Source organism: Cellvibrio sp., assembly GCF_039207905.1.
Classification (GTDB): Bacteria; Pseudomonadota; Gammaproteobacteria; order Pseudomonadales; family Cellvibrionaceae; genus Cellvibrio.
In genome coordinates this window covers 1-23,437 of record NZ_JBCECX010000003.1, presented here as the reverse complement: position 1 = coordinate 23,437, position 23,437 = coordinate 1, and the positions used below count along the sequence as shown (strand labels likewise).

At 44.2% G+C, this 23,437-nt stretch carries 24 protein-coding genes and 1 pseudogene; 3 read left to right on the top strand and 22 right to left on the bottom strand.

Features of this window, described 5'->3' with window-relative positions; translation table 11 throughout:
- Positions 1-109 precede the first annotated feature (109 nt).
- From AAGC78_RS02160 to AAGC78_RS02150, 3 genes are read right to left on the bottom strand one after another with little or no spacing between them, the layout of a single operon-like run.
- Entirely contained in the window at positions 110-1,042 is a 933-nt protein-coding gene (locus AAGC78_RS02160) for a class I SAM-dependent methyltransferase (protein WP_435782386.1), read from the bottom strand.
- Positions 1,042-2,181: an ATP-NAD kinase family protein gene (locus AAGC78_RS02155; RefSeq protein WP_435782385.1), complete on the bottom strand. Its 1,140-nt coding sequence runs from the start codon at positions 2,179-2,181 to the stop codon at positions 1,042-1,044. The genes AAGC78_RS02160 and AAGC78_RS02155 overlap by 1 nt, the downstream gene beginning before the upstream one ends.
- Complete coding sequence (locus AAGC78_RS02150; RefSeq protein WP_435782384.1) at positions 2,174-3,322, bottom strand: 4-phosphoerythronate dehydrogenase; 1,149 nt, start codon at positions 3,320-3,322, stop codon at positions 2,174-2,176. Before AAGC78_RS02150 ends, AAGC78_RS02155 begins: the two co-directional genes overlap by 8 nt.
- Before the next feature lie 207 nt (positions 3,323-3,529).
- Here AAGC78_RS02150 and AAGC78_RS02145 point away from each other — a divergent pair, with 207 nt between their 5' ends.
- Positions 3,530-4,231, top strand: a complete 702-nt coding sequence (locus tag AAGC78_RS02145) for a hypothetical protein (RefSeq protein ID WP_435782383.1) — start codon at positions 3,530-3,532, stop codon at positions 4,229-4,231.
- Positions 4,232-4,335: 104 nt separating this feature from the next.
- Here the strand turns inward: AAGC78_RS02145 and tusA are convergent, their stop codons facing one another.
- Entirely contained in the window at positions 4,336-4,569 is a 234-nt protein-coding gene (tusA, locus tag AAGC78_RS02140; protein WP_435782382.1) for a sulfurtransferase TusA, read from the bottom strand.
- A 108-nt stretch (positions 4,570-4,677) separates the two neighbouring features.
- Between tusA and AAGC78_RS02135 the strand changes: the two genes are divergently transcribed.
- Positions 4,678-5,079: a hypothetical protein gene (locus AAGC78_RS02135; protein ID WP_435782381.1), complete on the top strand. Its 402-nt coding sequence runs from the start codon at positions 4,678-4,680 to the stop codon at positions 5,077-5,079.
- Positions 5,080-5,181: 102 nt separating this feature from the next.
- Here the strand turns inward: AAGC78_RS02135 and rlmM are convergent, their stop codons facing one another.
- Both rlmM and AAGC78_RS02125 read right to left on the bottom strand, forming a co-directional pair.
- Positions 5,182-6,234: a 23S rRNA (cytidine(2498)-2'-O)-methyltransferase RlmM gene (gene rlmM, locus AAGC78_RS02130; protein ID WP_435782380.1), complete on the bottom strand. Its 1,053-nt coding sequence runs from the start codon at positions 6,232-6,234 to the stop codon at positions 5,182-5,184.
- Between the two features lie 42 nt (positions 6,235-6,276).
- Positions 6,277-6,504: a YheU family protein gene (locus tag AAGC78_RS02125; protein ID WP_435782379.1), complete on the bottom strand. Its 228-nt coding sequence runs from the start codon at positions 6,502-6,504 to the stop codon at positions 6,277-6,279.
- Between the two features lie 139 nt (positions 6,505-6,643).
- Between AAGC78_RS02125 and AAGC78_RS02120 the strand changes: the two genes are divergently transcribed.
- A complete protein-coding gene (locus AAGC78_RS02120) occupies positions 6,644-7,180 on the top strand; it encodes a glycine cleavage system protein R (protein ID WP_435782378.1) in 537 nt (178 codons plus the stop codon).
- 42 nt (positions 7,181-7,222) lie between these two features.
- Here AAGC78_RS02120 and AAGC78_RS02115 read toward each other — a convergent pair whose 3' ends face one another.
- From AAGC78_RS02115 to AAGC78_RS02040, 16 genes and pseudogenes are all read right to left on the bottom strand, one after another.
- On the bottom strand, positions 7,223-7,639 hold the full coding sequence (locus AAGC78_RS02115; RefSeq protein ID WP_435782377.1) for a DUF2721 domain-containing protein: 417 nt from the start codon (positions 7,637-7,639) through the stop codon (positions 7,223-7,225).
- Between the two features lie 31 nt (positions 7,640-7,670).
- Positions 7,671-11,651 carry a DUF6701 domain-containing protein gene (locus AAGC78_RS02110; protein ID WP_435782376.1) on the bottom strand — a complete coding sequence of 1,327 codons (3,981 nt, stop codon included), beginning with the start codon at positions 11,649-11,651 and terminating at the stop codon, positions 7,671-7,673.
- 2 nt (positions 11,652-11,653) lie between these two features.
- Positions 11,654-12,049 carry a pilus assembly PilX N-terminal domain-containing protein gene (locus tag AAGC78_RS02105; RefSeq protein ID WP_435782375.1) on the bottom strand — a complete coding sequence of 132 codons (396 nt, stop codon included), beginning with the start codon at positions 12,047-12,049 and terminating at the stop codon, positions 11,654-11,656.
- A 34-nt stretch (positions 12,050-12,083) separates the two neighbouring features.
- Positions 12,084-12,884 (bottom strand): PulJ/GspJ family protein, encoded by an 801-nt coding sequence (locus AAGC78_RS02100; protein ID WP_435782374.1) that lies wholly within the window; start codon positions 12,882-12,884, stop codon positions 12,084-12,086.
- Positions 12,884-13,348 carry a type IV pilus modification PilV family protein gene (locus AAGC78_RS02095; RefSeq protein ID WP_435782373.1) on the bottom strand — a complete coding sequence of 155 codons (465 nt, stop codon included), beginning with the start codon at positions 13,346-13,348 and terminating at the stop codon, positions 12,884-12,886. The genes AAGC78_RS02100 and AAGC78_RS02095 overlap by 1 nt, the downstream gene beginning before the upstream one ends.
- Positions 13,332-13,778, bottom strand: a complete 447-nt coding sequence (locus AAGC78_RS02090) for a pilus assembly FimT family protein (protein WP_435782372.1) — start codon at positions 13,776-13,778, stop codon at positions 13,332-13,334. The genes AAGC78_RS02095 and AAGC78_RS02090 overlap by 17 nt, the downstream gene beginning before the upstream one ends.
- A gap of 23 nt (positions 13,779-13,801) precedes the next feature.
- Entirely contained in the window at positions 13,802-14,227 is a 426-nt protein-coding gene (locus AAGC78_RS02085; protein ID WP_435782371.1) for a type II secretion system protein, read from the bottom strand.
- Between the two features lie 157 nt (positions 14,228-14,384).
- The gene (locus AAGC78_RS02080; protein WP_435782370.1) at positions 14,385-14,891 is read right to left on the bottom strand and encodes a hypothetical protein; all 507 of its coding nucleotides are present in this window, start codon (positions 14,889-14,891) and stop codon (positions 14,385-14,387) included.
- Positions 14,892-14,898: 7 nt separating this feature from the next.
- A complete protein-coding gene (locus AAGC78_RS02075) occupies positions 14,899-16,119 on the bottom strand; it encodes a type II secretion system F family protein (protein ID WP_435782369.1) in 1,221 nt (406 codons plus the stop codon).
- A gap of 32 nt (positions 16,120-16,151) precedes the next feature.
- Complete coding sequence (locus tag AAGC78_RS02070) at positions 16,152-17,870, bottom strand: GspE/PulE family protein (RefSeq protein WP_435782368.1); 1,719 nt, start codon at positions 17,868-17,870, stop codon at positions 16,152-16,154.
- A gap of 15 nt (positions 17,871-17,885) precedes the next feature.
- Entirely contained in the window at positions 17,886-19,169 is a 1,284-nt protein-coding gene (locus AAGC78_RS02065; RefSeq protein ID WP_435782367.1) for a tetratricopeptide repeat protein, read from the bottom strand.
- Positions 19,169-20,086 carry an ExeA family protein gene (locus AAGC78_RS02060; protein ID WP_435782366.1) on the bottom strand — a complete coding sequence of 306 codons (918 nt, stop codon included), beginning with the start codon at positions 20,084-20,086 and terminating at the stop codon, positions 19,169-19,171. Before AAGC78_RS02060 ends, AAGC78_RS02065 begins: the two co-directional genes overlap by 1 nt.
- An 81-nt stretch (positions 20,087-20,167) precedes the next feature.
- The gene (gene mshL / locus AAGC78_RS02055) at positions 20,168-21,943 is read right to left on the bottom strand and encodes a pilus (MSHA type) biogenesis protein MshL (RefSeq protein ID WP_435782365.1); all 1,776 of its coding nucleotides are present in this window, start codon (positions 21,941-21,943) and stop codon (positions 20,168-20,170) included.
- Between the two features lie 83 nt (positions 21,944-22,026).
- Positions 22,027-22,356: a hypothetical protein gene (locus AAGC78_RS02050; RefSeq protein WP_435782364.1), complete on the bottom strand. Its 330-nt coding sequence runs from the start codon at positions 22,354-22,356 to the stop codon at positions 22,027-22,029.
- Positions 22,349-23,029 (bottom strand): MSHA biogenesis protein MshJ, encoded by a 681-nt coding sequence (locus tag AAGC78_RS02045; protein ID WP_435782363.1) that lies wholly within the window; start codon positions 23,027-23,029, stop codon positions 22,349-22,351. Before AAGC78_RS02045 ends, AAGC78_RS02050 begins: the two co-directional genes overlap by 8 nt.
- A pseudogene (locus AAGC78_RS02040) lies at positions 23,029-23,437 on the bottom strand (MSHA biogenesis protein MshI); the annotation flags it as partial. The pseudogene AAGC78_RS02040 and the gene AAGC78_RS02045, both read right to left, overlap by 1 nt.

The window sequence follows — 23,437 nt, the reverse complement described above, 5'->3', positions numbered from 1 at the left end:
ATGTGGCTCTGCATCTGTATTAAACAGATTCAGATGGATCATAAAAAAGCAGATCAGTTAATGCGAAAGGCTGCTATCACAAGGGGATAGCAGCCAAGCAAAATGGGCATCAGATGAATTGTGCGGCGGGAACTTTGTATACCAACAGCTTTAATTGTTGTTCTGGATCTACATCGGGGAAATCAGAATGGCCAGCGAGGCGTTCGATAAATTCTGCCTGCGGGCATTGCTCGGCAAATTGTTGTTTTAGAAAACCTTCTGGCAATTCCGGCGCATTCAAGCAGGCCAAAACCAGACCACCATCAGGCATCAACTCCGGCAAGCGGCGAATAACCTTGGCGTAATCTTTATCGGCAACAAAGCTACCCTTTTGGTAAGAGGGCGGATCGATAATTACCAAATCATAGGGCCCCGGCTTTTTGACCCGACTCCAGGATTTCAGGATATTTTCGGCAACATACTCACTTTTATTCTTCGCCAAATTATTTAGCAGGTGATTAGCCCTACCAAGGTTTAGCGCAGCACTACTCATATCGACATTAACTACTTTCTCCGCTCCAGCCGCTATAGCAACTACGGAAAAAGCACAGGTATATGCAAACAGGTTGAGCACTCGCTTGCCTACGGCATGTTGCTCGAGCCAAACCCGGCCAGATTCAATATCCAAAAAGAAGCCCGAGTTTTGCTGTTGTGCCAAATGCAAATTAAACAGAGATTTTCCACGGCGGGCATACATAGAATCAGGCAATGTGCCCCAAATAATTTCACTTGGCGCACCGGGTAAGTAACGACGCTGAACAACCATTACTGTTGCCGTGGATTTAAAGAGCGGCTCGGCCTGCAAGATCAACTCATCCAACCAGGATGCGGGGGGTTCAAAAAAAAGCGTTACCAAAATAGCCGGCTGGAAAAAGTCAACCGTGACAAAATCCAACCCTGGAAAAGTACGGCCACGACCATGAAACACGCGATGGCTATCAATTTCACTTTGGGTTTGGATTTTTTGGGCAAGCAACGCAAGACGATCAACAATAACCTGCATTAGCGCTCGCCTTCTGCTGAATAACCTACGGGATACATAATAGTTTCGCGATAGCCGGTAATCACCGGCCGATATCCACCGAATGCGATATCTAGTTCAGGATCATTAGTATCGACTAAAAGCGGCCGACCATTGAGTGCTAGAATTTTTCCGCGTGCGGCAATGATATGAATATTGTCTTTACCGACACGTCGCAAAATCGACGGAGTAAATTGTTGGTTGCCGCGACCAAGAATATGACCTTGACCACCAATGGCGGTAATAATCATTTTTACCGGACCAGAAAAATTATCCAGTTGCGCAAGGATTTGCGCAGCGCTGACATCAGCAGCAATTAATTCATTGTTCAATAATAAATCTACACCCAACAAGCTGCCTTCCAAACCCAGCTCCTGCAAAAAAAGATGAGTTGTGGAACCCGGCCCAACCAAATAAAGAGTATCGGGCTGCAATTGGTCAATCATTTCCTGAGCAACATCCAACTGCGCTAACTCATCGCGCTCAGTACCCGCATTTTTAACTTGCTGCAAGAATTGAGAATCTTCAGGAACCAATAAGGTACCGTAGAAACGGGCGCGCACCTGCCCATTGCGAAAAGCATCTTCATCAATGTCTTTTACATCGCGTTCGACAACATTAACCAAAGAGCCGGTTAATAATTGCTTGAGAATTTCCCCGGCTGCTTCTGGCGCATTGGCATAAACACCTGAGTGCATTTTTACACCACAAGGTACACCTAATACCGGTTGGGTTTTACCAACCACATCAGCAATTAAACGGGCGGTGCCATCACCACCAGCAAATAATATTAGATCTACATTTTGTTGCATTATCAATCTGGCTGCTGCGCAAGTATCCTGGGCATTACTGGGTTGTTGCTCTGCTTCGCCAATCACGTGAGTGATAAATCCTGCTGCGCGTGAACTGGCCTCACCCATATCACCAGCAAAGCAAAATGTCTCAACCTGATCTTTAAAATTACTGATAATTTGTAGCGTGCGCTCAATGCGTTGTAGTGCGCGCGGCTCTGCTCCGCGAGCAATTGCTTCGCTGCGAATTACGTCGCCATCAGAGCCTTTTAATCCAACGCTGCCGCCAAGGCCGGCATAAGGGTTAACGATTAAACCAAGTTTAAACACAGTGAAACCCTAATACTTTCAACCATTCTTTATCTGCATCGCTAATGCTTTCCAGATGTACTTGATAGTTATGAAATTCGCGGCGCTTCGGATAGTGTTTACGCAAGCCATCAAAACCTTCACCAAAAATAACGTTACCAGCAAGCGCTTGCGCAGCTTGGGCGCGCAAGCGGGCATCATCGGCGGCAATATCGTAAACCTGTTTGATCAGCGATTTGACGATCTGGAAAATATCGCCCGCATGAAGAGTATTTTCATCAACGCGCAATTCATTATTAGATAACGGCGGCACCAACGCGCCCAGTGAAGAGATTGGTGATTGATCAAGGTGGTTACAAAGCGCTTGATAAATCATCTCTGTGCCGTTTAATTTTCCATCGTAGCTGTAACCTGCGATATGCGGGCTGCCCAGTAATACTTTGTCGAGTAACTCAAGGGAAATATCCGGCTCGGGTTCCCACACATCCAGTACGATATTTAAATCCTGGCGCTCATTCAAAACATCCAGCAAGGCCTGATTATTGATAACCGCTCCGCGGCCACAATTAAGTAACACTGCTCCGCTTTTTAACTGCAGTAATTCTTTTCGCCCCAGCAAGTGAAAACTTGGATGTGGGCCAGTCGTAACCAGCGGAGTATGCATACTGATAATGTCGCAGGCTAATACCTCATCAAGAGAAACAAGATCAGGATTTTGCGCGGGTGTTAGATTAGGGTCGTAGCAACGCACATCAACGCCCTGCGCTTTGAGCCGCTTGTACAGCAAACCACCCACATTACCGCAGCCGATAATGCCAAACTTCACCGGTAACCAATTGATATCCAGATGGCAAAGCGCTGCATATACATACTCGACCACCGAATTGGCATTGCAACCCGGCGCGCTCGACCAGCGGATGTTATTGCCATCAAGGTAGTTCTGATCCAGATGATCAACCCCAATCGTACAAGTCCCGACAAACTTCACCTTACTTCCGGCCAGCAATAAGGGATTTACTTTGGTTACTGAACGCACAATAAGGGCATCGGCGTCGCGAACATCCGCAGCGGTCATATTGCGGCCGGGCAGACACACAACATCGCCCATATGACCGAAAAACTCATTTACCAGTGGGATATTCTCATCCGCAACAATTCTCATAAACGCTCGCTTAGTCCCGAAAAGGCTCCTATAGATTGAATCTGCGATAAAACTTGTCGTCAGAGAAACCTATGGAATAAAAAAGTTGCCCATAGCAGTTGTGCTTTGGATATTTAGCATATACTTTATATAGTGATGGTGACGTTAAAACCATTGTTCGGCAGCTGACTTCTGAATCAGGCCTGCCTCACTTTAGGGGGTGGTATTATGAAGACCTCGCACACTGGCCACAACATGGATAATGTGGTTGATCTCTTCACCAGGAAAACCTATTCAGCCCTTCATGATGAGCGCTTTATCCGTCTTGCACCAGAATTAGACGGACTGGAAATGCTCTACTCCAACGATACCAGCTCCGAAAAACTCTACAGCCTTAAAATCCTTTGCTGGGGCCTGCGTGCCAATGGCGAAGTGGTGGGATTAGTCCCATGGCTAAACGATATAGTCCCCTGCCCCGACCTATGTGACCCGCTGAATGGCCACTGGGAGGGATATTATGATCCAGGTATTGATGAGCTCTTCTTCGAGGCACCTATGCATAAGGTGATCGAACTGGAAACTGCCGCCGAGTATTACGAAGTTTTGTGCGAGAGCGGCGACGATGTGATCCAGGAGCTACCCGATACGATTGGTACTCACGCAGTATTAGCAGTGCCCGATAGCAAGCGCTTGTCGCTGGTTGAAGTGGTTAGCTGGAGCCTGCATTTTGACGGCAGCGTCTATGCGATGATCAGCGATCCGGCCAAAGTGGTCAGCACCCCGGTTTTACCCGGTGATGATTCTTTGTACGAGGCGCAAGCCAGTGAATCGTTCCGCTATTTTTTCCAACATCAGATTGCGAACAAAATTAAAGCAGAAGATCCGGAAGCCATGGCTGCAATCTCGCTACTGGTAGATGGCATACAGTAATTTTATCCGAGTATTCCGCTCAACAATAACGCCGCATTAGCGGCGTTATTTTTTTGCTCAAAATAAAATCAAATTTATAACTAAACGTAGCAAAAAATAAATTCCTAGCTTTTACGAATATAATAAAAGTAGTGAGTGTCCGCCTGCTTTTGCTCGATCAACTCATGACCAAGAAATAGACAAAATTTAGGAATATCCCGCACGGTAGAAGGATCTGTCGCAATCACTTCAATTACATTTCCGCTAACAGCTTCACGCATAATTTTGTGTAGCATCATGACTGGTTCCGGGCAAAGCAGGCCGGAAGCATCCAAACTTTTATCAATTGTTACATTCATAGTTTTAAATCGTCTATAAACTTTTCTACAAATAGCCAACTGGTTGCTATTCTTAGGTCAATGGAAAAATGTCCAGGAGAGTATTTAACCACCGAGGAACATTATTCAATGTCCCGGAAAATATTAAGCGATTATATGCCCACCGATTTTTTTAGTCGCCAAGCACTGGAGCTTACATTTCGCCTATTGCGAAATAATCATCCACTGCTTGCGCATGCTGTTAAACAAACTATCGATAATACTGCAACTGTATCCTATGAAGATTTGCAGTCTGCCTACACTGGCGAAATGCTGCTCAACTCAGAAGTGCTGGCCTCATTAAAAGCGCACACGATTGGAAAAATTGTATCTGTACTTACAACGATTGGTGAAGATGCATTAAAGCAAACTGATTTGCCGCCCAGCCATATGGTACTAATGCGCACACTCATTGAAGACTGGGTACTACTTACTGAATGGGTTTTAGATCACACAGCGGCCGATCAAAATGATCGCACCTCCTACCATTAGTAATTCACAAACAACCTATTAATACATCCAACAACCAATCGAATTATTAATTTAACTATTGGCTTAAAACCAATAGTTAAATTATTCGTTGTATCTATTTTTTTAAGAAACGCGCAGATGCCCCGTCACTTCTTCCCTATCGTGATACAACTGCTTGAATTGAATCTCAACTTTAAAGCCAGCCTTTTCCAACGCTAAACGAATGCGTTCTTCGCATTTTTTCACTTCCAGATAGCGCTGCTTCATTGGCAGTTTTAAATTAAATATGGCTTCGCGGCAATTAGCTTTGGTAAACCACTGGATGATCATGCTGGTTACGCGCGCGGGCTTATCAACAATATCGCACACCAACCATTGCACCGGCTTTTTGGGTTCGTATAAAAAACCATCGGTCAAAATATGCAGTACCTGACCAGTCTCAAGTAGATTCTTATCCATAGGACCATTATCTACTGCCTCAACATACATACCCCGTTGCACCAACTGCCATGTCCAGCCGCCTGGTGCAGCGCCTAGATCTACTGCACGCATACCGGATGCTAAACGCTTATCCCAGTCATCCGCTGGAATAAAGTGATGCCAAGCCTCTTCCAATTTAAGAGTTGCACGGCTAGGCGCTTCTTTCGGTAAACGCAATCGAGCAATTCCCATCGGCCAAGGTGATGAGTTGTAATTGGGAATAAAGCCCAAATAAGCTTGTGTGCCTGAAACAAAAACCAGATGCAAACGCATGTGGCTGCTTGGTTGAAATAATTTATTTGCCTTGAGTGCTTTCTCAAATGGCGCAGTAAATTTTTTACTCAAACCCGAGAGTTCTTTGCCTTCGTTGGTGTCGATAGTTTCAATGATCAACTCTCTTGTGCGCGGTAATGCTTCTGCTGCAGCAAGCAGTGGGGTTACGCGATCCGTTACCGGTAAATCATCAATCAAGCCTGCACTTACAAACCACTGGCGGGCAAAAATAAGTTTGCTAAACCGCAGCTGCTTGGTGATTAAATCTGCACCGTTTGGCTCATGAGTAATAAATATCACATAAGCGCTGTTATCTTTGGTTTTGCTATAACCGTAAATACCCAATTCACCGGCCAAGTCGGTAATTTCTGCCGCACACTCTTTTTCAAAACCGGCACGACAATGTAAAAATAAATGATTCACAGTTTTCTCATTAGGCTAATTAATCTTTAACATAACGAAGCATTATTGCTCCAGAAGTTCCGCATCGCGACGCGATAAAATACTGACCGACTCAGTAGCGGTATCAAACACCACTACAATTTCACGGCGTTTAAGTTGCTGTTTAATTTGTTCAACTTTAGTACTGAGCGATATTTCTTCCATACCGTAATCGGTACCCTCACGGGTAATAAACTCTTCAATCAATCCCTGCAATGCATCGCTCGATAATTGTTCAAAAGGAATAATCATCTACTTTATTTCTACCTGTATCCAAGGGAAGCTTGCTATGGCGCAATAGCTGTCTTGTCCAGTTGCGACAAGCAGGGTAATCTTTGCCTGATTATCACGCCTATCCAGCAGTACATTTACCCAACAATAAGGAATCAACGTGAATACACAACTGGTTTTAACCGTCCTCTGCGATGATCGCCCCGGCGTTGTTGAGCAGCTTGCACAGACGATTAGTGAACACCATGGCAACTGGCTAGAGAGCCGTATGGCGCAACTCGCCGGTAAGTTTGCTGGAATCCTTCAGGTTGCTGTCGCAGATGCCCACCAGAACGAATTACACACCGCCCTGAATGAGCTGGCGAGCAAGGGCTTCAAAATCGTTGTCGAGAACGCGGTTAGCACCAATAAACCGGAATGCCGCGAATTTAGCTTTAGCGTCGTAGGTAATGACAGGCCGGGAATTGTACGGGAAATAGCCCAAGCCTTTGCTGTCCGCCATATTAACATGGGTGAGCTGGAAACGGCGTGTTCGAGTATGCCTTGGTCCGGGGAGCCCCTGTTCGAGGCAACCGGTATTATTGAGGTACCCAAATCAGTCGATATGAATGAACTCTACGACTATCTGGATAAAATTGCCGATGAGCTGGCGGTGGATATCAGGCTGGAATCGTCAACTGAAAAGCCTTATGCATAATTACCGACTATCAAATAATCAGTCATATAAAAAATAAGTAGCTTAAGGCTGCTTATTTTTTTCCAGTAACTTCGCATCAAACTTTTCCAGCTCGATATTAATTGCCTTGGTTGAAATATTTACTTCATAAAATGAAAAGGTTAATGACACCACCAACAATAACAGACTCACAGCAAACAAAAACTGCCCTGTCAGATGCCAACCCAACAGTAACGAAAACATCGACATAGTGCATAACACAAATGAAAGCACACCATAAGCCTGCATCTGGCGGATAACCTGCACACGCAAACGTAAATTTTCTATCTGGCGAACAACCACATTTTTTGAATGCGCATCTTCCAAATTACTCAATTGACGGATGACATTCGTCAGTACCACAAAACGATTGGTGTAAGCCAGCATCAATAATGAAATTGCAGGGAATAATAAACTCGGGGTGGTGATGGTCATTTCCATGGGAATATTTTCTTTCTAACAGACTATAAAATTAAAACTGCTCACGCCAATAAATAACCCGGTCGTGTCCACGGTATTGACCGAATCCGAAGCGGGCGACAGGCAACATAGTATCATCATTAAGAGTTGAAGATTGATTCCAGTTGAATTGCAACCACGGATAGTTCGTTAGATTAACCCTGACTTCAAACGTTCCCGTTGCCCCATTCGTGGGTGCAGTGAAAAAATGCTTGGCATCCCCAGCAGAGAAGCCAATATCTGTTGTGCTCATCGAATTATAAGTACCAATACTTGTACCTGTAACTATACCGTCGGTGGTAACGGTAACTGATCGGTTCGCATCTGTTGCTATAGTGCCTTTTGGATAAGTAATCGCAGAACGTGCTATTGTGGTACAGCCGTCCAGCAAGTTATTAGTAAAGATTGTTCCGTTCCAAAACTCAGTAATAAATGTGACCGGCAGATTCATTGACGATGAGCCAAAGGCATCGTCCAACCGCAAGCGACCATACAATATGTTCAGTGGCGATGAAGAAAATAAAATAGCCGTGTTGGATAACATATCTTTAGGACTATTTGAAACAGCTCCGGTAGGATCAGCATAACTACCCGTCGGTACTGTCATTGCAGAAACACCGATGCGCGCACTGCTAAAAGGGCCATCCGGAATATGAGGAGTGAGTTTATTGCGCGAAAACTTCGCTGTTAAATCTTCACTATATACACCTGTATCCCAACGCCCCACTGTTACATCCAATCGATCCTGCAAGTTGGTGTTATTTGCATTATTTTCCACTGCGTAAACTGGACGAGCCATCTTCGGCGTACCGCCAGCGCCGTCTGCTTCATAATAAACTTTGGGGCTCACCAAGGTTTTATTATCGTAATTCAGCGTTCGCTCGCCGCCCAGCGCCTCCGCAATAATATTAGGTTTGATTTTAATACCCGGCTGATCCATGTAAGTAAATGATGAACATGTATTTGTATAAGTAGAACTGGCAGCATTTATCCTGAAGTGATGAGGATAGAATCGGCCAATAGTTTCACTGGTAATTAAATTTGGAATATCTCCCCCACCAATATAATCAGCATCTGAAAGCTTGGGAGCAATAGTGATGCTACCAACCTCATTCCATTTAATAGCAGAGTTTACATATGCACCAGAAGGTGTTGATGATGCAGCAACAAATGATCCCTGGGCCACCAATTCAGGTTTCACTCCCCCGGTAGGATGAATCAAGTCTTTTACATTCAACACCAGATCATTAGCCTGCGATGTTTTTTCTTGCCCAAAATTAGGCGTCGGGTTTCCATAATAATTACGCGCTTGCACGGTGACTTTGAATGGCTCGCCCGCTGCAATAAATCCCACACCAGACGTCGTGGTTTTAGGATTAACTTTATTGCTAGCATCAGTTACCGCTGAAACAAAAAGATTGTGTGGTTTCACCACAAATTTTTCACTGCCTCCGGTTAATGTAATAGCAGGATTATTACCCGATGCAAGCAGACTAAGGCGCGCATAGAGTTGCACTTCCCCTGCATCACTATACTCAATAGATACGTTTGCAATACCTTGACTATCAAATGTCAGGTTTGCAGGCTGGTAGCTCAAGCTGGTGGCGTTATCGTTATTGGACGCGACGTTCACCCCTGCCAATTTCATAGTTTGGCCTGAGATACAACTAACAGGATTGCGGCAGGTGTAAGCAAGGTCTACTGCACGAGTTCCTATTACTTGCGCAGCACAAGCACCCGTCTCAGGATTGGTACGAATAGCCCGCAAAATTGATGAGCCAGCCATTCCTGAAATTTGCGTAGGGATAGTGCTATTAAATGGCGCGCTTCCGTAAAATTTAATCGCAGTATCTGCAAATGTAATTGAACTGGTGCCAGTTGCCGAACCATCATTTGCATTAAGCGTCAGCGTACCTGGTGTTGTTTGTTGCAGTATTTTTACAAAAGATGTTTGGGAACCATCAAAAGTAAACTCATTGCCCCCCAACCATACACCTGTTGTTGGTGTAGTTCCCAAAGTAACCTTGGTACCACTTACAGGTGCAAATGGATTACCGGACGAATCCAACGCTGTAACGGTAATTTGCTCTCCGGCGCAGGTCACACCGGAACCGCTATGAGAGAATGAATACCCTGCAGGACGAGTAATACAACCATACAACCCAGCACCCGACACAGGAGTCGTACCTTTTGGAATTGTGACAAATGCAGATGATCCTGGTAGCTGCCAGCGCAGCTGTATTACCGCGAAACCACTATTTTCGTAGAACTCCAACCGAATAGGATAGACACTACCCGCCATTAGATTTACAACACCACTGGTATGTGTTGTGACTGAATGATCATTCCATTCATTGATAACGGCTTCGTCATTAACATACAAACGCACACCATCATCTGAATCAGTTTGAAAACGATAAGCACCTGTTTGTGTAACCTGTAAATAACCATTCCAACGTACGGAAAACCCTTCAGCAGGAATACCTGTTGGCCCAGGAACACCCGTTCCCCAATCGAAATTTATAGGCCCGTCCAGTCGCGTGTTGGTAGGCTGACCAGTAAGACTAGTATTAGTGAAATATTCGCCCGTAATACCTGCCGCAAGCGATGTTGGGCATGAACGCACAGGAGGCGTGTATATGGATTTACATTCATACAAACCTGCGCCCAATGTAGGTAAAGGACCCGTCGGTATCGCGACATAAGTCGTGGTTCCGGGGCGTAACCAACGCAAGCGCACTTCCGCAGAACCACCGCGCTCGTAATACTCCATCATGATCGATACCACCTGCCCCGCAGTCAATGTAATATCTGCAGTGGTGTCTGTAGTACTGGAGTGGTCATTCCAACGGCTAATAACCTGATTTCCATTGACATACAAACGAATACCATCGTCCGAAACAGTCTGAAAACGATAGATTCCAGATTGAGTCACGCGGACAAAACCACTCCATCGCACAGAAAAATTATCAACTCCAATACCAGTTGGACCTGGTGCAGCTGTGCCCCAATTAAAATCAATCGGTGCATCTACTCTTGTTGCAGTCGCAGGTTCGGCCAGATTGATGTTATTGAAATAATTTCCGGTGATACCACTAGAATATCCAGCTGGACAAGACGCTGTAAGAGAACCACCGCATGCATTCGCCGGTGTAGAGCCAGGAGTACAAGTCCCATACACCGCAGAATTACCATTTACATTTACTGTGGAATAGTTAGGTGCAGTCAAATTTCCATAAACTGTTGAATTATCCAAGGTAATAGGTCCACTGCTGCTATTAATCGTGATTGCAGATGTTGAGCTTCCCAATACGCTTCCATTTTGGATATTGACCATGCTAGCGCCACTAATACTACCGCTAGTCATAGTAACGCCAGACAACGTAACTTGATTGTAAGCTGTCATAGTAAAACTGCCGGCGATGATTCCACCGGTGATTGTCATTCCTGATTGAGCAGTAGCACCACCGCTCAAATCTGTATTCGTAGTAGTAATAGTGTTGCTAGAGCTAGTTACTCGTCCGCTGACGCTGCCATCGGTAAGAACAATATTCCCGCCGGTTGTTATAGCCCCCACCACATTGGTATTTGCTAACGTAATGACACTACTACCACCAGTGAGTGAACCGTAGATAGTATTAGCACCACTAGATGTAATAGTTCCGTAGCTGGAAGTCAGATTAATATTTGCGGTGGATGTGCCCACGGTACTGTTATTTAAAGCGAAACCGTTAGCCGCAACGATAGTGATATTGACACTGGAACGCAGGATATCACCACTCGCCAAGGTCACACGACCATCACCAGTACAAGTATAGGTAGTGCCAGACACACTCCAACTGGTATTACAGGGAGGATAAGTACCACTCGTTAAAGTATAAGTGGCAGCGTTTGCGACGGGAAGAAAGTATAAAGTGCAAATAACTATCGTCACACTGAGAAAAAAGTAGCGTGAAAAAAAATCAGCTCCAATAAGGCGCAATGCAGATACCATGATTACTCCTGATGAGCACCAACTTCAATTGTGCGTTCTGAGATAAACTCATTTTGACCGCACTGCCCTACACTGGTAATTCGATAAAATGTGGACACATTGGTTACATCTGCAGCAGCTACACAACGAACCTGGGCAGTACAACTCCGCAAACCATTTATTGTGTTTAAATTAAAGGTTTCATTTAAATTTGTGCAACGAGTGGTAACGCTGGCACGAGTGATATCCGTATTAAAAAATAGCCGTTGCATACCCCTTTGGGCACCACTTTCCGCCGCGTAAAACGCTTGCACGTTGGTATATTCCTGAATACTGGTATTTTGCGTCTGTATTGCTGTGCGCGAGATGGTTAAGGCCAACACGCCCATGACCACAATAATAAACAGCGCAAGTGGCATTAAAAATCCGCGCTGCGAATTAGTACTTTTTTTGTCAGGGAACATTGCGAATATTGACTCCCTGAGTATATTTAACAATTTCCTTATTGGCAGAAAAGTTTAGCGAAATCCCCACCCGGCTATTTCTGTTCTCTGCACCACTTTGAAGAGTAAATGGATCAGCTAAGGTCACATTGCGAGCAAGAACGGTGTAAGTGCTACCTGTAGCAAAAGTGTCTACATTGATAGCTATGTTTTCATAAGCGCGTAATTCAGTTCCAATCACACAAAATGCCTGCGACGTACTTACCAAATAAAAACGCCTGCTAATAGAATTTCTGTCCCACACTTTTGTCGAAAATGTCACCCGCCCATTATTAAATCCGGAAAACATAGCCTTGCTTCCTGTAGCCACCCCATATATATCTGCTGCACCCATAGCGCCAATTGTAATGAAGTCGGGTGTGCCCGTGACAATAACGGGCGAAGCTGCCACTCCCGATGACCCCGGAGCACCATTGGCTGTGTCTGGTACAGGTTCCAAATAAAAACCACCGGCCATCACTGGAACAAATTGAATGCAATTGCCGCTGTTAACAATACGCGCAGAATAAGGCAAGGATATTCGTAATTCTCTAGTCATACGTTCAATAGCCAAGCGTGCTGTATTGACCAATAACGCCCGCGATTGTGTACTTTGATAAGAATCTGTCACCCGCACCACAAAGCCAGTGCCAATTGAGGCCAGAACTGACAAAATCACAATAATGGCAATGAGCTCTACCAAGGTAAACCCGGCAGTTTTCCTGAAGTTTCGCGCAATAAAAAAGTATCTTTCCTCACGCAAACTATGCATTAGAAATTCGCTCGCTCGGATGCAAGAACTATCGTATCCCCAGTGGGAGCTTTGACCGTTACAGTAATCACTTTAATATTGCTGTTCGTCACTACAGTGACACTACGTACATAATTTGGATAAGGATTATCCGTACGATTATGGTAATCATCTACATCGTTATAATCGTCGTCTGTAAGATTATTGCATGCAGGAGCCGAACCCAATCCACAAGCAGGAATCCCTCCGGCAGGCGTCATAGCATCATATTGAAGCGCGATGATTTCATCGAGTTTTGATTGCGCAGCTTCTAGCGCACGGACACGAATAATTGGGTCTGCATTTCGAATGGTGGCTTGACGATAAACATTTACTAATGCAACTAATGCAACACTTACTACAACAATAAAAACAATCATTTCAATCAGACTGACACCGCGTTGAAACAATGTTCTTTTTAATCGTCCGTTAATTTGCAAAAGCATAGCCGCTACCTTCCAGACGCACAGAGGCTGTCACACCTGCACTATTACCAGAACCAGTAACCATAATATTTTGTGGAGTAGTCCTACCCAACTTGTCATAACTAAGTATCACAGCAGGAGTGAGCGTTGCGCCACGGGGCATAGCAATACTGTAAATGATCTTGGTGGATGCACCAGTTCCAATAACATTTTCTGTTACAGATATTTGACCTGCGGAAATTTGCAAACGAATTACGCGATTTTGCCCAGTGCGAGCCATAGCAGTTTGTTGCGCAAAAAACAAAGCCGCGATGAGGTCATCGCGGCCTGATTGGACTGCTGAAACACGAACTGAATCTAGACGAGAGAACAAGGCAACCGAAAGGATGCCGAGTAAAATCATAACAGCAATAAGTTCAATAAGAGTAAAGCCCCATGATCGAACATTCATAACATTGCATAGTGCATTTTTAATTAAGGAAGGGTAACACCATAGCCAACAAAATTAGCAAACACTGTTGTATCGGCTATAAGTTGTACTCTGCAAGTAGATGATCCATATTCAGCAGCAATACCAGTTGCCGGTGTTATGGGGGTTCCTGTACCAGTTACAATCTGATACCTATTATTTAGTCCACCATCCAGAGTATTCGCAACATCTTGGCATGTCGCAACAGCCACGCCAGCCGTGGGGGCAGTCAAACCAGCATCTCTCGCAATATTATTTGCATGGTTAAGTGCCGCAGCGGATGCCAATCCACCAGCTATTCCCTCTACCGCTGATTGGCGAGCAGCAGCTTGCAAGTTAATGTAACGAGGCAATGCTGTAGCCGCCAAAATCCCAAGAATCACGATAACAGCAATTAACTCGATTAAGGTAAAACCAGATTGTTGTTTCATAGGGCAGACTCCAAATCAACGAATAAACAGGAACATCTTCATAGTGACAGCATAAGCTCACATTGATATTTGTGATCTACTGCAAATGCTTTAATTACCGAAATATAGTCAACAGCAACAAAATTGCCAGTTTATTAAAAAATAAAATTATGATGAATTAAGGACTGAGTGGTGAAAACAACAATCGGCCAGTTACGGGGTAATAATCAAAATAAGCGTCGTCGACTATTAAACCATATCGACAGTGATCGTAATGCGCGAACGCACGATATTCCGTTTTTCCATCAGAAAACTGGCCTTGGATTATTGGGGCCGGATTTTGAAGAAAGGTAACCCATAAAAATGAACAGTCCTCATCCGTCGGTCTAAACTGGTCTTCGGGAATACTAGTCGAGAGCGGCCACCCTTGATCTGACATATAAACAAGCTTTTCACCGACCAAAAGGCTTTGATGCAGTATGGGAGCACCCACTTGGGAAACCAAAAACTCAGCCCGCATGTTAGCGGCAGCAGTCATAAAATGGTGCGATATAATTTCAAGGCGTAAAGCCCGAGCGTCTTTAATCATTAAGCTATAACGATCAATAGCAATAAGCGCAATCAATCCGACAACAATTGCAACTATAAAGATCTCAAATCTGTTCCGGTAATATCCTTGGATCAAATTGACCTCACTTTTGAATGCTATACATATCCCACATAGGCAGAAAAATACCCAACGCCAGCACCGTTACAAATGCAGCCATTATTACGATCATGATAGGCTCAATACGATCACTTAACTGCTTTACATCGTATTCAACTTCGCTCTCATAGAACATTGCGACCTCAGCAAGAAGCGTGTCTATCTGTCCGCTCTCCTCTCCAACCGCAATCATCTGTAACACAAGAGGTGTAAACATGCCGCTGACTGAATGTGTTTGATAAAGCCCTTCACCTCTCTCAATACCCGCTCGAATTGCACGAATTTTGTCACCCAAATAGGGATTATCTATCGCACGGGCACAAAGTTCCAAGGTAGTAGAAATAGGTAGACCCGCATGAAACATCAAGCCAAAAGATCGCGCATACCTGGCCAATGAGGCGCGTTCAATAATGTCACCAATAATAATGAGCTTTAATTTCTTTCTTCCCCAAAATCGACCTCCTTCGGGAGTATTTATATAGTGATAAATCCATGCGCTTAAACATGCGACTGCAGCAAATAAATACATCCAATAATTGACGAAAAAATCAGAAATACCGATAAGAATTCGCGTCGGCAAGGGTAGCTGTGCACCAAATTGGGAAAACATACCTGCAAACGCAGGAATGACTTTAATATTAACCACACAAAGAGCAATGGAGATTGCAATCAGTACAAAAGTTGGATAGCGCAACGCCGTTTTAATACTTTTCATTGTGTTTAAGTCACGCTCCATATACTCACTGAGTTGCTTAAACACCAAATCCAGACGACCAGAATTCTCGCCAACACTAACTAAGCTAATAAATAAATTATTAAATATCTTCGGATGAGCGCGCATTGCATTAGAGAGTTCCACACCAGCTTCAAGTCTCTCAATAATGTCAGTCAATGCTTTTTGGAAGGTATGATTACGTAAAGATGCAGACAATCCACGCAGGCCTTTGACTAGCGGAATACCCGCACGACTAATAGTATGCATTTGACGGCAAAACATAATCAGCTCGGTAGACTCTATCCGCCCTCGATCCGTAGAACGCTTTAACCTTTCGGACAAACTTAGTTTTTCAATAAACTCTTTTACGTCAACAGGCGTTAAACCTCGCCCCAACAATTGATTAACGGCAGCATCCTGGCTGGATGCATCCAGTTGCCCGGTAATTAAACGGCCTTCAGAGTTGCGTCCTTTAAATTCATAAATTGCCATAATCAATATTTACTCAACATTATCGCAATGTATTAAATCTCATCAATTTGAGCAGAGATGCTCATAACTTCTTCAAGTGTAGTAAGCCCATCTACCGCATAACCTAACGCGGCTTCACTTAATGTGACGTAATTTGGAACCTCACTGGCAGCACGGGTAAAACCATTTATATCATTCATACGTAACGCCTCGGCCATTGCTTGGTTTAATTCCAGCATTTCAAAAATACCTATGCGTCCACGATAACCGGTGTTATGGCAGTGCGGGCAACCCGATCCCTGTTTAAATGTGACATTACTAAAATCGCGCCCCTTACCGATGGTTGCTAACAATTGCTGCTCATTAGCATTGGGGGTATAAGGTAAAATACAGCTGGTACAAATACGGCGAATCAGGCGTTGTGCAACAATCGCTTTTAGCGCAGTCGCAACCAAATAACCATCAACACCGATGTCAATTAATCGAAGAGCAGATGTAACGGCATCATTGGTGTGAAGTGTAGATAACACCATGTGACCTGTCATAGATGCACGCAACGCAATTTCTGCAGATTCAGCATCGCGAATCTCCCCTACCAACAAAATATCCGGGTCTTGCCGCAAGGTAGCGCGCAGAACGTTGGCAAAATTTAAACCAATTTTTTCGTGCAACTGCACTTGGCTTATCCGTGGTAAACGATATTCAACCGGGTCTTCCACAGTAATAATTTTCTTTTCCGGTTTGTTCAGTTCAGAAAGCGCACCATATAAAGTAGTTGTTTTACCCGATCCGGTCGGGCCTGTAACCAATACCAACCCATGCGGACGAGTAATGACTTTACGGAAACGATCAATTAAATGTGGCGGCATACCAACGTTGCTTAAAGGACGAACACCATCTGTTTGATCAAGTAACCGCATAACAACCGATTCACCAAACTGCACCGGCATAGTTGAAATACGCACATCGATATTATGATGTTTTACTTTTAGGTTGAAACGCCCATCCTGAGGCAAGCGCTTTTCAGAAATATCCATTCCAGACATTAGCTTCAAACGCACCACCACTGCAGAGGCGATACGTTTTTCGTTCATTACTTGCTCTAGCAAAACGCCATCGATGCGATTGCGAATTCGCAGCACTTTTTCATCTGGCTCGATATGAATATCAGATGCCTTGGTATTAATAGCCTCTTCAAATATTTTCTGTAATAGCTTTACTACCGGAGCTTCATTATCAGTCGCATCGACCGCAAAATCAGCGAGATCCAATGCCGACTCTTGAAGTTCCTCATCCAACTCACCGGCAAGAGTGGCAATTTCACTCGCACGGGTGTAAGCAATATCAAGAATATCTAACAACTCAGATTCGCGAACCACAGCAGGTTTAATATTTTTTTGTAGTATGCGCTGCAATTCATCCAAACAAAAAATATCTGTAGGATCAGCCATTCCCAGCAGCAAACCATCGAAGTCTTCACGCAACAACATCACACGATAACGGCGCGCACTTGTTTCCGGAAGTTTTTGTACTAACTGGCGATCAAAACGAAACTGTTTTAACTCCACAAAAGGAATTTCAAGCTGGGCAGACAATAAACTCAATAAGGCATTTTCTTCAACATAGCCTAGTTCCACTAAAGTAGCACCAAGCTTGCGGCCTGTTTGTTTTTGCTCCTGCAAGGCATGCTGAAGCTGGGCTTCAGAGATCATATTCTTTTCGACTAGCAGATCGCCGATACGAATACGTTTTTGCGAAAAAGAATTCATCATAATATCAACCGATTATTACTGCTGAAGCGCCAAGGCTTGTAATGCAACAAGTCGTTTCTCTATATAACTGCGAACTTCGGGTTGCAACTCATATTGTGCAACACGCTGATATGCCTGCCGTGCAGTTTGAAATTGATTTAATGCATCTTGCGATAACGCCAATCCCAGCCAATAAGTAGATTTTTCACCAAAGGTGCTTATCAACCGATGGTAATGATTGGCCGCCTCCAAATACCTGCCAGTTTGCTGGTAAAGCCCTGCGAGCAATGAACGATAATTTTCATCGTTATCTGCCTCAGCCAAATGCATTTCCAGCAGGTCAATCGCTTGCACGGGCTGTTGCTTAATCAGCGCTACTTTTGCCAAATAAAATGCGCGCTCATATGGATACAAATAATCAGCTGCGGATAAGTAGTGCTCAATTCTTCCTACATCCTCACGAGCAGAGTAAATATCCAAAAGCGTTTTGAGTGACGCTCGTGGCTGTTTAGCGTCAATTAAAAATTGTTGCAGCAGGACAACTGCCTGCTCCCCTTTACCTTGTGCGAGCAATTGCTCAGCCGATTGAGCAGTTTGTTTATCTTGCGAACCAACATTCGGAGCAATATTTAATTGTGGTTCTGCCTTTTTTTGTGCGAGGTTTTCAGCCAGCTGCGAATCAGAGTCAGTTTCAATAAAAGGATCTTGAATACTCAAAGATGCAGTATCAACAATTGATGGACCTACAAATGAATCCTCATCTTCAGATCCTGTTGCAGCTAAATCACTCGCAATAGGCTCTCCTTGATAGGGAACTGCCATTGGCTCTTGGGCAACCTGATACGTAGATTCGTGAGTTATCACCGACGACAATTGATTGATAGCAGTTTCTAAAGCAATAAGCCGATCATTAAGATTAGGTTCTTCTGAAAAATGCTGTTGAGTAGTAACGCTACTATCTTTATTAGCTAACTCAGTTTTGGGTTGGACCTTTTCAGAAGTTGTATATTCAACATCTCCAGACGAAGCAACAGAGTTTGTTGATCCAGAAGCTTCGTCTATAGAATTTGGGTTGCTATCATTAACACCAACATCTGTTGCAAAGAATGCCCCCTTAAGAGCAAACAATAAAACCAGCACCACAATAAAAACCAAGAGACTGGGCAAGAATCTGTTAGGTATCGATTTGGCGATCCGTGTTTCATTGAAGAGATAACGTTGCTCACCTTCCCGCTCATTAACTGTTTCGCTAGCGCTTTGCTCATTTGGAATTTTTTGGTGCTGAGACAAGTCCCGCAACATATCATTGAGAAGGCTCATTAAACACTCCCCAACAGACCAGGAGCAGTCACAATGATGGCGGCAGCACTGGCAGCCAACATCGGCCATAACCAATAATCACGACGAGCTAACCAACGCCCCAGAGAACGGCTTTCAGCGGTATCCATAATAGCGCGAACCATATGTGCTCGATTTACGTGATCAGCACCTTGACCATAGGCAGCCAAGGTAGCCTTATGCGCAATAACATTAATCAAACGCGGTACGCCACCCGATGCTTTATATAACAATCGAATGGCCGAACGGGAGAACAATGAAGCTCCTCGATACCCCGCTGAACTCAAACGATAGGCCAGATAATCCGGTAAACTGGATTTAGAAATAGTTTGTAGATATTCAGAGAAAACAATTCTCTGTTTTAACTGCCGCAAATCAGGACGAGCCAATAAATCATCCAACTCCGGTTGACCAAATAGAACCACCTGTAACAGCTTGCTTTTTTCAGTCTCCAGATTGGTCAATAAGCGTAAGGCCTCAATCGTCTCCCGAGGCATCGCCTGAGCTTCGTCAACAATCAATACTACTTGTCGTTTTTGTTGTGCCAACTCAACCAGACGCATGTTGATTTCTTTCAACAATTGGTAAGAGGGAATTTCCGGAGAATAGTGGATACCGATTTCCTCAGCCAAAAACCACTTAAGCTCTTCCGGAGTCAGATAAGGATTAGGAATGTACGCAGTGATGAAATTATCACCCAAGCTTGCCAGTAGCTTTCGGCTAAGCAATGTTTTTCCCGTACCGACTTCTCCCACCACTTTAATAAAACCTTCGCTGTGACGCAGCGCCAACAGCAAAGTACTCAGCACTTCACGATGAGTTTGGCTGTTAAAATAAAACTGTGTATCAGGGGTCAGTGAAAATGGATGCTCCTTCAATCCAAAATGTTGGCGATACATGGAAACCTCACCTGTAAACACAATACGTGTTCACGTTTTATGCCAGCGATATATTCAATATTCGCAAAAAAATCTCGAGTTTTATTTGCTGCGGTATTCATTCCCCAACTGTTGCATTGTGCTTTGCGCCTCTTCCAATTGAGCGGCCCAAGTATTGTCATCAACTACAATCGGGCGCAGCAAAATAACAAGCTCTGTTTTGGAACGAGTTTTGTTTTTAGTTCTGAATAATGCATTTACCAAAGGAATATCACCCAACACAGGGCGCTTTCCATCTACGTTATTACTGGACTCTGTCATTAATCCGCCCAGCACAATAACTTGCCCATTTGCGGCTTTAACGATGCTGTCAGATTCACGCACACCGCGCAACGCCAAGGGCAATGCAAACGCCTCATTACCGACGGTAAAGACTTTTTGTTGATCAGTAACCTCACTAACAATCGGGTGAATATGGAGAATTACTTCCCCCTTATCAGAAATTTGCGGAGTAACATCGAGTGAGATCCCACTAAAAAAGGAAGATAGTTCTATATTAGGAGTACTGGTAACAGACGCTGCATTGGAGGTGGTATTACTGGAAATTCCGGTCACAAAATATTCATCAGACCCTACACGAATAACCGCTTTCTGATTGTTAACCGTTGATACCCTGGGACTGGAAAGCACCTGAACAGTACCTTGAGTTTCCAACAAAGATAACAATTTAGTTATATCAGTTACTTGAATCAAGCCTGCTATGGTACCGGCTATTTTTTCACGTGCTGGTACCTGCACTGATTGAATAACTCCATTGGCATCAGTGTAAGTGTAAGTTCTGGTCAAATTTCTGAATTCCCCCACAGGAGCAGTACCATCCGTGTTCAGCATAAAACCATCTTGCAAATTTTTTGTAGCTGAGATCTGACCACTGATTGCATTCCAATTAACACCAGCTTCAAAACCTTCATTCAGTCGAACCTCAATGATTTTCGCCTCAAGAATAACTTGACGCTTTACACTCAATTCCGAGCGATCCAAAAAGTCGCGTACTGCGCTCAACTCATAGGGCATAGCCTTTACAACAATCATTCCGGCTTGCGGGGTGACAATAACAGAACGATTTTCAGTTGCACCACCAATAATCGAGACAATGGTTTTTTCCAGAGAGGTCCAAAAATCTGTGCGATTTAAAGTTTGTACACGCGAGCCTGGTGACAACGGTGAACCACCCGCCCCTCCTTTTTGTTCCTCTGCGCTTTGAATCATACCCAACAAATTTGCGTTTTCATCGCTGGTATTATTCCCACCACCACCGCCACCTGAATTACTGCCAGAACCGGATTGTTGCCCCCGCCCAATCATCACACTGGTATCTGAAACACCCACACGCTGCACGTCAAGGTAATTAATTTGAAATACCTCTGTGCGCACTGCATTAGCATAAATAGTGTAAATATTGCGATCCTTACGGAATTCGTAACCATAAATATCACGTGTAACACGCAACACATCTTCAACTGTCACGTTCTTTAAATCTAAAGTAACCTCGCCGCTAACATCAGGATGAACAACAACGTTTACACCGGTTCCATTCACCAAGCCAAGAAAAAAATCCCGAGCAGCTACATTGCTCACAGACACATCGAAACGCTCGCTACTTTTTAGTGTATTTGTTGTATTACCCGATGGCGCCGGGTTTCCCAGTAGGGCTTTATTTACAGCGGGAGGAACAGCTTTTTCCTGTTGCTGGCGCTGATCGGCGATAGCTTTTTCCAACGCTTCCTCACCGGACAAACGTTTATCACTATTAGAACTGCAAGCTACCAGCAGCCAGACCGGCACACTAAAAATAAATACAGCACGAAGTATCTGCATAAAAGTATTAGGCTCATTTGCTGTATGAGAAATTTTCTTGGAATAGGTGAACATGTCACTGCCTCAATAATTTGGCCACTCGATTAATGCTTTTTCACAACACTGGGAGAAATTCTCAATACCCAGGTTTTATCTCCGCCCCGCAGGACAACGGCTTGCGCCAAAATTTGTTGAACTTTAATGCCATTAGTGCCTGGCACAATTTCTCCCTCACGCAATGTTTTCCCATTAATGATGGCGATTTTACGTTGAGATCCGATAAGCACTGAATTTAAAACGAAAGGCTTTTCCTCTGCTGAAAGTACAGTGGCCTGACGCCCTAAAGGCATTGTTGGATCGCGAATTTCCTCGGCCATAGTTGCAAGACTGATAGCAGCAAACATTAAAACCGGGAGGAAAGTTAATCTAGACACCAAGTAATCCCTCTTCCGAACTTAGTGTAAATACACGAATATCAATTTCCGCACCGGGATATTGTTTTACTGTGTAATCCAGCGACTCCCAGTAAAATTTATATTGTAGAGCTTCTATTTCTGTCATCAGTTGAATGAGCTGGGCGTAGCTTCCGGCAACCCGGATCAACACCCCATGTTTGTAAACACCGGGGCTTCCAGCTGACGGCTCAGATCCAACACTTGCCTCTGTCTTGGCAGTCGCCAGTTGTAGCTCTGTTGCAGCCAAAGTCCGAACCTGTAACAGCCTGACACTTTTAGTGCGCTGCAATACTTCTTCCAATGCTTTTGGCAACTGAGCAGCACTTATAAGCCCTTGCGACAAACCAGCTAACTTGGTCTCCACCTCGCTTATGCTTGCATTGAGCTTGCTAACTTCTTGTGCCTTGGTGATAGCAGGATCCGACTGCAGAGCCGTAGTTAATGTAGATATTTTTGCGACCAATTCGGATTGCTCCTGATTTAAGCTGGTTTCTTCTGTTTGCTGTCTGGCACGTTCACTATCAAATCCAGACTGAACAAGCAGACTCCACACCATATAAACCAGCGCTAAAGCAGTAATAAAAATAAGAACCCTTTCTCGTAGCACACGGCTATCGATTTGTTCCATGAGTTTAGCTATTGCAGAGGACATTAGGGCGCACCCCGCACTTCTTCATTTAATTTAAGCAAATGCTGCACGGCGGTTAATGGAGCATCTTCTTTATCCGCTTCATTAACTTGCTTCGCTACTGAAAACTCAAAAATGCTGCTATTTGTTTTACCAGGTTGTATGCGCAACACACCAAATGCTGTCGGCGCAAAAACGGGTTCACCACGCAAATTTTGTATGTACAGAGGAATTTGATCAGCGGACTGTGTAGTGCCAATAAATTCTGTGTAGTTACCGCCCTGCTGAAGCGAAAATGCGGAGAGGCTGACGGTAGTGAGTGATTGGCGCCCCATTGCTTTGAGATGCTCGGAAAAGCCCGAATTGTTCCCAATATTTTTATTGACGATAATGTTAAAAATTTGGGTTCGCCGTTCAAGCTCTTTACCCAAC